The following is a 13321-nucleotide window of genomic DNA, read 5'->3' on the forward strand; positions in this document are numbered from 1 at the left end:
ACACGGGCGCCGGTCAGCAGCCGCACTCGCCTTCGACGGGTGCGGTCAGCCGGTCGGTGTCGCGCTGTTCACGCCCCTGCCAGGTCTCGTAGGCGAAGCCCTCGCGCGCCCAGTACTCGAAGCCGCCGAGCATCTCCTTGACCTGGTAGCCGAGTTCGGCGAGGGCGAGGGCGGCGCGGGTGGCGCCGTTGCAGCCCGGACCCCAGCAGTACGTCACCACCGGCACGGCAATATCCAAAAGCTGCCCGGCCTGTTCGGGGATGAGGGCGATGGGCAGGTGGACGGCGCCGGGGATGTGGCCCTGGTCCCAGGACTCGGTCGAGCGGGAGTCCACGACGACGAAGCCGGGGTCGCCGCCGGCCGCGAGCGCGGCGGCCACGTCGGAGACGTCGGCGTGGAAGGCCAGGCTCGCGCGGAAATAGGCGGCCGCCTCGGCGGGGGCGGCGGGCGCGACGCGCAGGACGGGATGCGCGGAGATCCGAGTGGTCTTGGTGATCATGACTGGAAATTTACGGCCCCGAGCCCGCTCCCTGAAGAGGAATTCCACGGCACACCCCTTGTTCCCACCGGGATTTCCCTGCTATCCATCCGGGATGACCGTGTATTCCCCGGACGCCACCGACTGGCGCATTCTCGAGGTCCTCCAGCGGGAGGGGCGCGCCAGCTACGCCGAGCTGGCACGGGCCGTCTCCATGTCGCCGAGCGCCGTCACCGAACGGGTCCGCCGGCTGGAGGAGGCGGGCGTGATCCAGGGGTACGCGGCGGTCGTGGACCCCGAGCGGCTCGGGCTGGCGATCCTGGCGTTCGTACGGCTGCGCTACCCGAACGGCAACTACAAGCCGTTCCACGACCTGGTGGCCGCGACGCCCGAGATCCTGGAGGCGCACCATGTGACGGGCGACGACTGCTTCGTCATCAAGGTCGCCGCCCGCTCCATGGCACACCTGGAGGAGATCTCCGGGAAGATCGGCGCGCTGGGCTCGGTGACCACCAGCGTCGTGTACTCCTCACCGCTGCCCCGACGCGCACTGGGCCGCTGACCCGGTACCTGGTCAGACACCCCGCTGCCGCAGCACGGACCCCGTTCTCCCCTTCACGACCTCCAGCTGGGCGTGGATCCGCCGCCGCAGGTCGGCCACATGGCTGACGATCCCGACGCTGCGGTCGCGTTCGCGCAGGGAGTCCAGGACGTCGAGGACCTCGTCGAGGGTCTGGTCGTCGAAGCTGCCGAAGCCCTCGTCGATGAAGAGGGTGTTGCAAGATCGAATGCTCCGGGCACACTAGCTCTGACCAGGAAAAACAGGGTACGAAAAGCCCCTCGGAGTGATCTCCGAGGGGCTCTCTTGGTGGCAGGGGGACAAACGGGGGACGGCGCGATCAGGCGGCGCCCAGCGCCTCGTCGCGAGGGGCGGGGCGTACGACGCGCAGATGCCGGTCGCTTGTTTCTTCGTCGACCGAGGCGGTGGTCGCCCCTTGCTCTATTCCTTCTTCGTCGTGGACTGGGGCGGGGAGTTGCATGGGGTGTGCCTTGGCTGCCAGGGCTTGCTCATCCGTGGGTTTCTCGACGCCGTTGCGGCGTGGTACCAGGTCAAGGGGTGCGTTGGCGGCGGCCTGTTCGAACTGTGGCAGCAGGCTGGTGTAGGTATCGGCAGTGAGTTGGTAGCTGCTGTGGCCGAGCAGGGCTTGGATGGCCTTCATCGACAGGCCGGCGGCCAGGCTGAGTGATGCGGCGCAGTGACGCAGGTCGTGCAGGCGGACCGGCGGGAGGCCGATGCGCTGGATGAATCTCCAGAGGGCCTGTGAGACGTTTTGGGGGTTGTGGGGGCGGCCGTCGGGCCGGGTGTAGACGTAGCCGTAGTCGACGTGCGGACCGTACTTCGTGGGGTCTTGGCGGTGTTTCTCCTCCCATTCGACGCGTTGGGCCTTCTGTACGTCGCGCCAGGCTGTGAGCAGAGCCAGCGTGGCGTAGTCGAGGGCGATGGCACGACGGCCGCTGCGGCTCTTGGGGGTGTCCTGCCACATGTTGTAGTTCGAGTCGGTGACGAGTTGCCCCGAGACGTGTGCCACGCCATTGGTCAGGTCGAGTTCGGTCCAGGACAGGCCTGTTGCCTCGCCGCGGCGCGGTGCCCGGTAGACCATGAGGTGCCACATGATGTACATGGGGTGGTTGACGGCTGCGTCGAGGAACTGGCCGGTCTGTTCGGGGATCCAGACCATGACGGGTCCGGGCTTCTCGCCGGTTTCGCGCCAGCGAGCTACGCGCTCGTCGGTCCATACGAGCGGTTGGGGGCGTTCATATTTGGGGAGGACGACGAGCTTGGCCCAGTTCTGGGTGATCAGTCTTTCGGTTACCGCGCCACCGAGTGCGGCGGAGAGGCAGTCGAGGTACCTCTTCTGCGAGGCGGGGCCTGTGTTCTGGCGGGGCTTGGCCCGGGCTTCCTTGAGGGCGGCGCGGGCCTGGTCCCATGCCTGGCGAAGTTCTGGCGGCCGTGGAGTGGGGGCCTGTCTCCAGGCAAGGTAGGCGGCCTCGCATTCGATTTTGGCCGGCTCGGCCGCTTCCTGGTTGGCCTTCTTGATCTCGCTGAAGGCCCATATCTGCTGGAACATCTCCTGGATGTGGCGGTCGCGGAGATCGCGGAGTGCCAGGTGGCCGAGAGCGGGTTTGAAGATGCGGTCGATGAAGTCGCGGTAGCCGAAGCGAGTTTTGCGTTTGAGGTCGACGCGCTTGGCGTGCCAACGGTCGAGGTACTCGGCGACGGTTTCCTTGGTGTCGACGTCGATGCCGCCCTGGGCCTGGTCCCACAGCTTCTGTGCTGCTTCCTTGGCTTGGTTCTGAGTGAGGAAGCCGCCCTTGCGGGGGCGTCGGCGCTTGCCGCCGGGGCCGTCGGGGAGCTTGACCTAGTAGTACCAGGTGCCGTGATCGCGTTTCTTGAGCAGGCGGCAGGTGGAGCCGAGCTCGCGCACCTTGGGCTTGCCGTTCGCGTCGAGGACGGGCTGTCCTTCGTCGTCGAGCTTGGGTTCGGTGCACTTGCATCGCTTGTAGGTGCTGCCGTCGAACACGTGGGATCCCCCTGAATGTGCCGGGTTATGCCTTACGTGCCCTGATCATGCTGTAGCGAAGGAGACGCTTCCTTGGACGCCGTATGCTTCCCGCCAGGTGGCACGGGGAAGAGGGATGTGACCACCTTTGTCCTCATCTGCGGTTGCAGCTACGGAGCGTGACGGTTCTGGCTCGCGTGGCGGCATGTCGGTGGAGGAGGTACTGGCATTGCCCGCTGCGGTGAGCGTGGTGACGGCCGCCAAGGCGTTCGGTATCGGGCCGGACAAGGCGTATGAGTTGATCAAGAGGGATGAGTTCCCGGCGCGGACGATCTCGCTGGGATCGACGCGGAAGGTGTCGACGGCGAGTCTGTGGGAGGCGTTGGGCCTGCGTCGCTGAGATGAGCACTCACCCATACGGCTCGATCAGCCGTCCCTTCGGGGGGCTGATCGGGCCCTCTCGTGCGGTGGCGCGCCGCCTTGCGGGCGACGCCGAGATGGGTTTCGTTCAACTACCGGAGGGCACGGGGTGAATCAGCCATGATGTGGACGTATTGCGAGCAGTGGAACAACCTCACCGAGAGGCCGATGAACCCACTGACGCTGGACCAGGCTCAAGCCAGGCACACAGCCGGCCAGTTGTACACCGCTGTTGCCTCCCTCGATGAGCACTCCGCCGCGACGCTGCGCGTGGAAATGCGTCTGGAAACCGGGTACACCTCAGTCATTTTCATGGATGAGCACGGCCGCGAATCCCTTGACTACACCTTCACCCTTATCAACGGCTCCCTGTTCCTGGAGACAGCGACTTCATACGATTACGGCGATTCACAGGAGCGCGGTGGATATGCAGACGCGGAACGCGTGGAATCCTACGGGTTCACCATCGATGGCATCATCCGGCGCATAGTGGAGGTCGATGGCGAGGAATCCGAGGAAAGCCGTCACGGCATTGACGTCACCAGCAACTGGGAGTCGGTTCCGAACTTCGGTGCCTACGGTGCATTGATCCGACGCGACCGTGCTTGACCCTGGGGACTGCCAACTGAAGGGACACCGTCCCTGCGGCCACAATGGTGTCGATGGCGGCCTTGACGGTGTCGGCGTCGGGCAGAGCACGTTTCACTCGGCGGGCTCCGGATCGTGGCGGGCGAGGAACACGGCCGCGGCACTGTGCTGTTCCTGCAGGCGGTGGCGGATGTACGGGGCGAGGTGGTCGCCGTCGGCCAGGGCCTGGAGGTTGGCGAGGGTGAGGGCGGTGTTGCGGCAGGCCAGGGGCTGGCAGTCAGCCATGGCCGGATGTTCGCCAGGGTCGGCGGATGTGCGAGCTCAGCGAGCCGGGCTTCGGCCTCGGCGTCGGCCGGTCCGGTCAGCGTCGGCCGGTCAGCGTCGGTGCCCATCTCGACGAGCAGCTGGCCAAGGGCGAGGGCCTCTTCGGCTTCGACCTCGTCCTGACCACTTGCCGGACAGCCCGCTTCATGAAAGCGCGGAGGCTAGACCAGGAATCCAGCGAATGGGAGGCTGATCGGCAGGAGGATTCCTACTGCGGTGATCACCATTCCTCTCGCCACCGCCCCCCTGGACCCGGCCTTAGTGGCCAGCATGACGACCATGACAAGGTAGGCCAGCACAAAAAGCATGCCTGGAAAGAGCACGCAGAACAGTGCGAACGGCAGGAATATGCCTCCCGATGCGACCGCCATGGACATTTTCCAGGATGTGTTCTCCGCAGCTTTCACGCACAAGCAGGACACTAGCGCGATATAGAGGAGAAAGAAAAAGACATAGACATATATTCCACCATATCCGCCCACAGTGCACACCATTTTCTCTGGAAGTTGGAGGGGGGAGGTTTCTCCCCCCTCCTACGCCCACCACCGCAAGGTGGGGGAAGGTCTCCTTCCCGAGCTCACGAAGGGAGGAGAGCAGCTCTACACACTACTGCGTGAGGTTGACGCCGAACTCGTTGATGGGGTCGTCGCAGTGGAAGACCAGAGACGGCTGGTTCCCGGGACCGTCTCCGATGAGCGGCACGGGGGGCTTGACGTTCCATGGGTTGCCGCCGCTGCCGCGGTTCTTGGCGTCGCACCGCATATACGCGTTGCCGTCGACCGACTCCATGCCTGGGATGTTGGAGAAGTCCTTCCAGTCGCCTGCGTGGACCCGGTGGTTCGACGGACGGCCGAGGTTGTCGGTCATCTTGTCGTCGACGTACACGTACAGGTCGGGCATGTAGCTCTGGAAGACGAGCCCGTTGGACGGATCGATGTCCTTGTCCTCTTGCAGGTGCATCGGCTTGATACTGCCGTCGGCGCAGAACGCGCCGGCGATGTCATGCCAGATGGGAGGAGCGTTACCAATCAGGCTGCCGAACGTGTTGGTGTCGCCGCTGTTCTTGAAGAACATCGAGTAGACGTCGCCAGCGAAGTTACGCACCGCGTAGTTCGTCTTGAGGCTGGAGTTGATCTCGTCCACCCATGCCTTGACATTGTCGTTGATGTACTTGTGGGCGATCATCGACCGGTAGCCGTGGACGCCGCCGCCGACGGCCCGGAAGTCCACGCACTGCTTCGCGCTGTCCAGGCGGGCGGCCCGGAAGTGCGGGAAGTAGGCCTGGCCGGGGGTGTCGCCGTCCGTGTACGGGTGGGCTTCCTGGACGTTGCCGTATTCGAGAGCGTCCTGTGTGGTGTAGTCGATGTCCGGCGCCGTGATCCCGTAGTCCGCCTCGATCGCCTTCATGATCTTGGTGACGAAGTACGGAAGGTGCGCGTTGCCGACACGGGCCTGGTAGCTGGAGCCCACACTCCCGTCGACTATCTTCCCATCCTCGCCGATGACGAACGTGACCCCCACCTCTGACTTGATCTTGTAGCTGTTGGGGTCCTGAAACGCCTGCGATGCCGGAAGTGACGTATCGGGCCGCCGGTTTGCCATGCCCATCCACACCGGAACCGACATCGCGGGAGCAGACCCGTCAGCAGTGGGCTTGAACCCGCCGGCCTTGATGTCCTTGTACCACTCCTCCGCCGCGTCCCAGGTCTTCTGCCCCGTACACTCGCCCTCTGCCTGCGGCGTGGTGCAGCGCGCCTCATACGTCAGACCCCTGGTGTCGGCCTGGGAGTTGTCCCAGCGCGGCCCTTGATAGGCAAGCCCCATGGCCCAGTCGTACAGGGACACCTCCGACTTCAGCGGACTGACGTTGAGCTGTCCTGCCGCCCAGCCAGGGTCGAGTTCCTGGTTCGGGTCGAAGACCGACGCGGCAGTCAGGGTGCGGTGGACAAACGTGCCCTTGATCGGCTTGAACGCCACGGAGTTCCACGCGATGTCATCGTCGCCGGTGCCGGTCTTGCTGTAGTTCGTCAGGGTCACCTTCGGCGTGGAGGTGAACTTGTAGGCGCCGAGTTGCACCCACTTGCCGTTGTTGGCGTTCTGGTCGACGACCCGAGTGTAGGGGCCGCCCTGGGCTCCGCTGATGGTGTACTGGGCGTTGCGGGTCTGCGCGCCGGTGTCCGGGATGTACGCGTACACAGCTGCCAGGTCGTAGGACTTGCCGGCGGTCCACTCGCCCTTGATGGTCATCCGGTTGTTGTCGCCTCCCAGATGGTCATCGTTGCGGGTGTGGGTGTACCAGAAGTGCCCGCCGTCTCCGCCGCCGATGGAGTACAGATCGGCCCTCGCCTCGTAGTGCTTGTCCCAGTCCGGATAGAACGTGAACTGGAACTGACCCGTGGAGGACGCCTTCCCGCAGTCCGACCAGGTCTCCGTGCCGTTCGGAATCGAGGTCACGACGTCGGACCCCGCCGGCTGCGTACCGCATACCGGCGTGCCGTTCTTGAGCCGGTAACCACGCCCTGGCTCGGCACGCAGGGTCGCGTATTTGATGTTCTCGTTGCCGCAGGTGGTGTCGCAGTCCTTCTTCCAGGTGGCATTGGGCTGGTTCCACCAGAACTGCTTGTAGCAGTCCTCGTCCGGACAGTCGACCGGGCTGGACGGATTGCAGTTGTTCTGAGCGTTGCAGAACGCGTCGAGCGGTGGCGAGACATGCGCCCGGTTGTACTTCGCGCTGCCTTCCACCGTGGCGGGCAGGTTCAGGCCGTTCCAGTAGGCGGGGCGGAACCCGGCGGTGGCGAATCCGGACTCGCCCTTCCAGTCCTGCCGGCCGTCGGTGCCGTAGGAGAAGCCGGTGTCGATGGACCAGGCGGACCAGCCCATCACCTTCTCCTCGTACGGCCAGTACTGCGGGTGTGCGGCGTCGGTGATGTTGTCGGGGTCCAGGTCCACGTTCATGAAGGGGTGGTCCCAGGCACCCTTCTTGTACAGGGGATTGGCCGGGTTGTTGTACCAGCCCAGGCCCCAGTGTCCGCCGTTCTTCGAGGCGGCCGACTTAGGGTTGAAGCCGAGGTTGTAGTTCCAGGCGGCGGTGAACCAGTTCTCCACCTTGGCCGCGTTGTCGTTGTTGACGGTGACCTTCTGCCCGTCGGTGTGGACCTCGTTCCACTTGTCGGCGAGGATCTTCATCGACGCGGCGATGTTCGTCGCGTAGTCGATCGCGATCGCCTTCTGCAGCTTCGGGTCGAGACTGGTCTCGTTGGGCTTCTCGTGTCCCTTCAGCCGCATGCCGTCGGTGACCTGGCCGACACCGTATCCGCAGTCGGACTTGTTCCAGTTGATGCGCCAGTAGCCCAGCAGGGTGTCCTTGGCGTCATGCCCGTAGTAGCCGTCCACGGCTGCCAGCGGGTTGCCCATCTGGCCGGGGATCGCACCGGATTCGGCCTGCCACAGGTTGGACTCCTGCGCCAGGATGCCCAGCATCACGTTCGCCGGGATCTGCCCTCCCCCGTTCAGCTGGGGACGCGGGAACAGGCCCTGCGGGTCGATCGTGCCCAGACCTGCCTGCGAACGCCAGCCGCCCTGGGTGATCCACTGGGAGCGGAGCTGGTTGCGTACCGCCATGTCCACGGCCCACTCGACCTGGTTCGGCGTCGGCTGCAACGCCTGGACGCTCATGTCGTTCCGGGAGACGGAACACCACCGGTCGGTATCCGTGGGATCGTTGGAGACGTCATCCTTCACCCGGCTCACACCGCGCGGTTGGGACGAACCGGCAAGTGCCGGAGAGAGCACGTTCCCGTAACGCGGCTGGACCAGTGTGACGTGCTGGGTGAGCTTTCTCCCCGTGTCCGCGGCCGTGGACCTGATGACCGTGGTGGTGTCCTCGACCGCCGACTGCGGAGCCTGCCCGGACCGGTTCCGTACACCGGCCTGCGGCTCGTCGACCTTCGTGAAGCCCTTTCCGGCGGCCTGGATGCGGGTCAGTCCGGCGCGGATTCCCGGCGTGAGTACAGGCTCGACGGCCAGCCGGCCGTGGGAGGAGACGTCGGTGTCTGCCGGAACGTTCAGCCGGCTGACGCCGCTGCCTTTCGTCCGGTCCGTGCCAGGGCGCCCGGTAAGGAAGACGCTTCCCTCGGTACCGGAGACCAGGTCGAGGTCTGCCAACGGCCCGGCTGCCACAATTTCCGGTTTGCCGTGCCCGGTGAACACCTTTGCCTGGCCGGTTGTGGTGCCCTTCCGGTCCATGAAGCCGGTCTTTCCGCCGGGCATGGGCCGGATGTCGAACGGAATGCTGTCGCCGTGGGCAAGCTTGCGGATCCGGCCGTTCTTGCCGACCTGCACCAGGTCCTGGCCCAGACCGGCCACCACGCCGTCGTTGACCGGAGCCGGAGAGGAAACCTGCCCCCGTAGCTCGCCGCTCTTGTAGAGCGTCTTGCCGGCAGTGTCCACCGTGATCGCACGCGTCCGCACCTTCGATGCGTCGTTCATCTCGCGGTACTGCGTGAACGCGGCCGTGTGCGTGACGGTGTTGCAGGACGGGTCGAAGTAGGCGAGCGTCCCGGTGAACGGGAGCTTCGTCACGTCACCGGTGCTGGTGTTGATGATCGCCGTGAAGGCACCGCCCTGCATCAGGTCAGGTTTGTTCGTGAACGACCGGGGCGCGTACACAGCAGCCACATGGTCGCGGTCCATCACGCACGTGTTGCCGATCCACGAATCCGCCGGCATACCCGGCTCGGACAAGGCCGCGGCGGTCTTCCACTGGTACGCGTCGGATTCGTCCGCGACAAGAATCTTGAACGATGTCGCGTCAGCCACGCCAGTGACCACCCGGTCCGTGGATGTCTTCCACCCGCCGCCCAGGCTATGGTCCGGATCGGCAACCCGGCTGGCAAGAGACGACGAAGGAGCAGGGCTTGTGACAGGGCTGTGACCGCCTGGAGAGGTAGGGGCTGCCGTGGCCGGGACGGCTTGCAGCAGGCCGCCCGTCAGCGCCGTACACACTGCAAGGACGGCCACAGGTTTGAGTGATCGTCTTCTGGATCTCAAAGAAGTTCCCCGAATTTCTGGTGCGATGGGTTGGCCCGTGCCCTGGTCTGCGGGCACGGTTTGACCCGCCCATGGGCGCGCAAGGGCGAATCACATGGGCGGTGGCTTGAGGTTTTCGTGCCGGATACAGAAACCGCCTTGCCCCGGTCGGGAGGAGCGCGGGGCAAGGCGGTCCACTCAGGGGGCCGGTAACGGGCCCCTATTGCTGGCTGCCGGTCTGGGCGAGCATGGTGCCAGGGTTGTGGATCACTCTGAGGTGCTGACGTCGGCGACACGTACCTCGGAGGGTGTGCCATCGGCCGAGGGACGTGGCTTCTCGAACGGTGTGCTGACCGTTCCCTGCACGGACACGCCAGGCTTGATACGCCTGATCACGGTCTGGGTGGTCCCGTTCTCGAAGTCGAACACCACCGTGAAAGTGACCGCGTGTCCCTCGTCGTTGTGGATGGAGTAGTCGGCGCTGAACACCTGCTTGCCATGCTCGTACCGGACGCCCGAGTCCGTGATCTTCACGGTCTGCGGCGAGCCGGTGTCCGGCTGGGTGCCGGCATTCATGCGGTGCGCGAGCCAGGCTGCCGCCCCGAAGACGACGGCGGCAGCCACGATCCAGCCAACGACAGTTCTCCTGGCCACCACCACGTCTCCTCTGATGTCTGACGGCAGGACGGCTCAGCGTGTCGTGCTGACGCTCGCCAGGACGGCACGTGCCTTCTTGAGCAGCAGGGCATCGCGGGTCTTCGCAGCCTCCAGCTGCTGTTTGTGCGAAGTGATCTGCTTGTTCTGGTAGGCGGTTTCCGCCGCGTACCAGGTGGACACCAGCCCGGCGGTGCTCTTGCAGGCGACGTCATCGGTGGCCGTCGACACTTCTGTCTTCTCAGGCTGGACCCCGGTCCTGCCGGGCTGGGCGAACCGGCCCTCGGCGTCGTCCAGGCTCTTCACCTGGTGTCCGTGGCCTGCCATACAGGAGGACCAGGACGCCAGGGCGCGCTGCACCGCGGGCTGGGAGCGGGTGGCCTTGAGGGACTGCCCGGCGAGGTCTCCGGCAGTGTCGGTGGGAAACAGCACGCCCACCTTCTGGTTGGCCTCGGGGATGCACGTCTCGTTCATCGCCTTGTCCCAGCCCTCGGCCGAGGACTCCTGGTCCTCCCGCGCGAGTTCGGCATCCTGGTCCGCCTGGCTCGGCCCGCCGGTGTCCTGGGCCACCGCGAACCCGTGGGCTGCGGCCTTCACGGGATCGGTGATGCCGTAGCGGCGTTCCATGTTCATCTCGTTGTAGGAGGCCGCCGGCTGCGTGCCCATCAGTTTGGGCGTGTAGGAGAACCCGAGTCGTTTCATACACGCCGACTTGACGACGTCCTTGGCGTTCTCGATGTCCACCATGTCGGGATAGCCGAGCATGTACTTCTCCAGCGGAAGCCGCATGCCTTTGGCCAGTCCGGAGGCCACGTCCTGCTTGGGCCAGCTGGCGCGGACCTTCGCATCCGGCAGCTGCATCGCCACCGTCTTCATCTTCTGCTGGCTTCCAGCACTCTTGTCGGCAACCGAGTTGGCGCCGCAGGCCGCCGTGAGGGCGAGGACCGCGCCGGTGGCGGCGAGCACGAGGGGTCGGGTCTGTCGCATCAGGCATACCTCTTGTGAGAACCGTTGTGGTTCTTGATACCGGAGCCCAGGTTTCGGGCGTAGCCGTCGGCCTTGGGAAACCACTGGTTCTCCCCGCCGTAGCCGTCCTCGGAATACACCGAGTACGCGGCATAGGGGTCCTGGTTCCACGCGGATGCGGCATTGTTTTCCACGCCCTGCCCGTCGCCGTCCCCCTTGTAGTGACCGCACGGGTAAGGCATCCCGCCGTACACCTCAGAGGGAAAGTCATCGAAGACGAACCGGACGACGACCGCGCCCCCGTTAACCGTGTAACCGAACTCACTGGAGCGATCACGGCGGGTTGCGAAGCAGGCGCTGTCCGACTGAGTCGTGGTCTCCGACCGCGAGTTGAAGTGGATCCGGAAACAGTGGTTCGGATGGCCCCTGTCACTGGACGTGCAGTCGTTGTGCACGTATGAGGTCACGGCGTAGGCGGGTACTGCGGTGAGAACGCCGGCGGCCAGGGCTGCGACGGTGGCAGCTGTAGCGGCGGCGGATCTGGCGAAACGCAAAGAGCTTCCCCCTCTTTGGAGCGAACGCGTCCGGGAGGCGGATCAGCACCTGGGCGCGCCCCCCGACGCGCGACGTCACCCGGTGGGCGGATGTTTGGTCTGGTCCATTCGCCCACGGCCCGGCCACTCTCGCGCAGCATGTTCATGCCGGTCAAGGGGCGAGAAAAGGAGCTATGTCGGCCTGGCGTGAAAGCAACTCCGGCAGCGACAGTCATCCGGAATGCGGTGTTCAAGTGTGCAACCCGGGAGGTACCTGTGTGACTCCTGTGAAACGGAGGGGGGTGCGAGAGGACGTTGGTGCTGCCAGGGATGGCCGGATTCAGCCCCTTCCTCCCCAACATCCGAGCGAAGCGAGAGACAGGAGTCAGGCTCTGAGCATCGAGGCCGAGTACGACCCGGTACCCGCCTGCCAGGCACAGGTGTTCGTGCGGGACGCAAGGTGGTCGAGGTGCGGAATTCCCAACATCCCGACGCGGAACCGCTGGCCATTGTCGACGCAGACTCGGCGCACGGCGAGTTCCCGTTCGTCGGGGCAGGTCACCGGCTCGTCGAGCACGCCTGGATGCTCGACCGGTACACCGGAGAGGTGTTCGGCTGGACTGTCACCCAAACCTGCAGCAGACCCGTTGGACGAGGCTGGCTGCCGGTCTGGAAGTCGTCAACCACACGACCTTGCACTATGAACCCTGACCGGGCCGACGATTGACCCACGTAGTGGCGCACCGTGATCACTTCAAGAGTTCCCGATCGACGCACTGCGCGAGCCCGGGCACGGTGGCCAAGCAGCTGTCGGGGTCGTTCGCCAGGCAGTTCTGCAGGGCGTCCTGGTCGACACCATGGAACGTGGCGGGCAGGCCGTCACGGCGCATGAGGTCCCGCACTGTGTCCTCGAACCCGGTGTGGGCAGGGCGGCCAGCTGGGCCAGCCCGCAGCGCAGACCCTGCGCGGTTCACAGATCCGGGACAGAAGGGCAAAGAAGATCAAGGAAAGGGGCGGAAAGAGAGGGACAAATCACCCTTGAGTGCCCACGATGTACTACCGGCGCCCGCAGTGTCTGATCGCCGTCAGACGCCCCGCTGCCGCAGCACCGACCCCGATCTGCCCTTCACCACCTCCAGTTGGGCGTGGATCCGGCGGCGCAGGTCGGGCACATGGCTGACGATGCCCACACTGCGGTCCCGCTCCCGGAGTGAGTCCAGGACGTCGAGGACCTCGTCCAGGGTCTGGTCGTCGAGGCTGCCGAAGCCCTCGTCGATGAACAACGTGTCGAGGCGGACGCCGCCGGCCTCGTCGGTGACGACGTCCGCGAGGCCGAGGGCGAGGGCGAGGGAGGCGAAGAAGGTCTCGCCGCCGGAGAGGGTGGCGGTGTCGCGTTCGCGTCCGGTCCAGGCGTCGACCACGTGCAGCCCGAGCCCGCTGCGGCCGCGCCCGCTGCGGTCGTCGGAATGGACGAGGGTGTAGCGGCCCGACGACATGCGCTGCAGCCGGGCGGTCGCGGCGGCGGCGACCTGCTCCAGACGTGCCGCGAGCACATACGACTCCAGCCGCATCTTGCGGTCGTTGTCGGCGGAGGTGCCCGCGGTGAGGGCGGCGAGGCGGGCGACCCGGTCGTGCTCCTCGCGGAGCGGGCCGAGCCGGCGTACGGCCTCGCCGGCGCGCGCGGAGAGACGGTCCAGCTCGGCGCAGCAGCGGGCCGCCGCGTCACACGCGGACGCCGCCTCGCGCAGCCGGTGTTCGGCCGCGGCGGC

General features: G+C 65.8%; 14 protein-coding genes and 2 pseudogenes. 3 read left to right on the top strand and 13 right to left on the bottom strand.

Annotated features, from left to right (window positions below):
* Positions 1-13: 13 nt before the first annotated feature.
* Positions 14-499, bottom strand: a complete 486-nt coding sequence (locus tag ABT288_RS28460; protein WP_351613424.1) for a rhodanese-like domain-containing protein — start codon at positions 497-499, stop codon at positions 14-16.
* 94 nt (positions 500-593) lie between these two features.
* Here ABT288_RS28460 and ABT288_RS28465 point away from each other — a divergent pair, with 94 nt between their 5' ends.
* The gene (locus ABT288_RS28465; protein ID WP_351613426.1) at positions 594-1040 is read left to right on the top strand and encodes an Lrp/AsnC family transcriptional regulator; all 447 of its coding nucleotides are present in this window, start codon (positions 594-596) and stop codon (positions 1038-1040) included.
* A 12-nt stretch (positions 1041-1052) separates the two neighbouring features.
* Here ABT288_RS28465 and ABT288_RS28470 read toward each other — a convergent pair.
* From ABT288_RS28470 to ABT288_RS28480, 3 genes and pseudogenes are all read right to left on the bottom strand, one after another.
* Positions 1053-1256 (bottom strand): annotated as a pseudogene (locus tag ABT288_RS28470) (SbcC/MukB-like Walker B domain-containing protein); the annotation flags it as partial.
* A gap of 121 nt (positions 1257-1377) precedes the next feature.
* Positions 1378-2607 carry a site-specific integrase gene (locus ABT288_RS28475; RefSeq protein WP_351613429.1) on the bottom strand — a complete coding sequence of 410 codons (1230 nt, stop codon included), beginning with the start codon at positions 2605-2607 and terminating at the stop codon, positions 1378-1380.
* 42 nt (positions 2608-2649) lie between these two features.
* Positions 2650-2805, bottom strand: a pseudogene (locus ABT288_RS28480) (hypothetical protein); the annotation flags it as partial.
* 439 nt (positions 2806-3244) lie between these two features.
* Between ABT288_RS28480 and ABT288_RS28485 the strand changes: the two are divergent.
* Together ABT288_RS28485 and ABT288_RS28490 are read left to right on the top strand one after the other, a co-directional pair.
* Positions 3245-3439 carry an integrase gene (locus ABT288_RS28485; protein ID WP_067311534.1) on the top strand — a complete coding sequence of 65 codons (195 nt, stop codon included), beginning with the start codon at positions 3245-3247 and terminating at the stop codon, positions 3437-3439.
* A 140-nt stretch (positions 3440-3579) separates the two neighbouring features.
* Entirely contained in the window at positions 3580-4068 is a 489-nt protein-coding gene (locus ABT288_RS28490; RefSeq protein WP_351613431.1) for a hypothetical protein, read from the top strand.
* A gap of 93 nt (positions 4069-4161) precedes the next feature.
* On the opposite strand, the gene ABT288_RS28495 is transcribed toward ABT288_RS28490, so the two are convergent.
* The 9 genes from ABT288_RS28495 to ABT288_RS28535 form a co-directional block, all read right to left on the bottom strand.
* A complete protein-coding gene (locus ABT288_RS28495) occupies positions 4162-4332 on the bottom strand; it encodes a hypothetical protein (protein WP_351613433.1) in 171 nt (56 codons plus the stop codon).
* A gap of 200 nt (positions 4333-4532) precedes the next feature.
* Positions 4533-4778 carry a hypothetical protein gene (locus ABT288_RS28500; protein ID WP_351613434.1) on the bottom strand — a complete coding sequence of 82 codons (246 nt, stop codon included), beginning with the start codon at positions 4776-4778 and terminating at the stop codon, positions 4533-4535.
* A 199-nt stretch (positions 4779-4977) separates the two neighbouring features.
* Positions 4978-9189, bottom strand: coding sequence for a golvesin C-terminal-like domain-containing protein (locus tag ABT288_RS28505; protein WP_351613437.1), 4212 nt, complete (start codon positions 9187-9189; stop codon positions 4978-4980).
* A gap of 477 nt (positions 9190-9666) precedes the next feature.
* The gene (locus tag ABT288_RS28510) at positions 9667-10053 is read right to left on the bottom strand and encodes a hypothetical protein (protein WP_351613440.1); all 387 of its coding nucleotides are present in this window, start codon (positions 10051-10053) and stop codon (positions 9667-9669) included.
* A gap of 36 nt (positions 10054-10089) precedes the next feature.
* Positions 10090-11040 carry a hypothetical protein gene (locus ABT288_RS28515; RefSeq protein ID WP_351613442.1) on the bottom strand — a complete coding sequence of 317 codons (951 nt, stop codon included), beginning with the start codon at positions 11038-11040 and terminating at the stop codon, positions 10090-10092.
* Entirely contained in the window at positions 11040-11573 is a 534-nt protein-coding gene (locus ABT288_RS28520) for a peptidase inhibitor family I36 protein (protein WP_351613445.1), read from the bottom strand. The genes ABT288_RS28515 and ABT288_RS28520 overlap by 1 nt, the downstream gene beginning before the upstream one ends.
* 364 nt (positions 11574-11937) lie before the next feature.
* Positions 11938-12129 (bottom strand): hypothetical protein, encoded by a 192-nt coding sequence (locus ABT288_RS28525; RefSeq protein WP_351613447.1) that lies wholly within the window; start codon positions 12127-12129, stop codon positions 11938-11940.
* A gap of 172 nt (positions 12130-12301) precedes the next feature.
* On the bottom strand, positions 12302-12442 hold the full coding sequence (locus ABT288_RS28530) for a hypothetical protein (RefSeq protein ID WP_351613450.1): 141 nt from the start codon (positions 12440-12442) through the stop codon (positions 12302-12304).
* Positions 12443-12637: 195 nt separating this feature from the next.
* The coding region (locus tag ABT288_RS28535) for an SbcC/MukB-like Walker B domain-containing protein (RefSeq protein WP_351613453.1) at positions 12638-13321 on the bottom strand (684 nt) is incomplete at its 5' end.

The organism is Streptomyces sp. NPDC001093, assembly GCF_040298985.1.
In the GTDB taxonomy this organism is placed as follows: Bacteria; Actinomycetota; Actinomycetes; order Streptomycetales; family Streptomycetaceae; genus Streptomyces.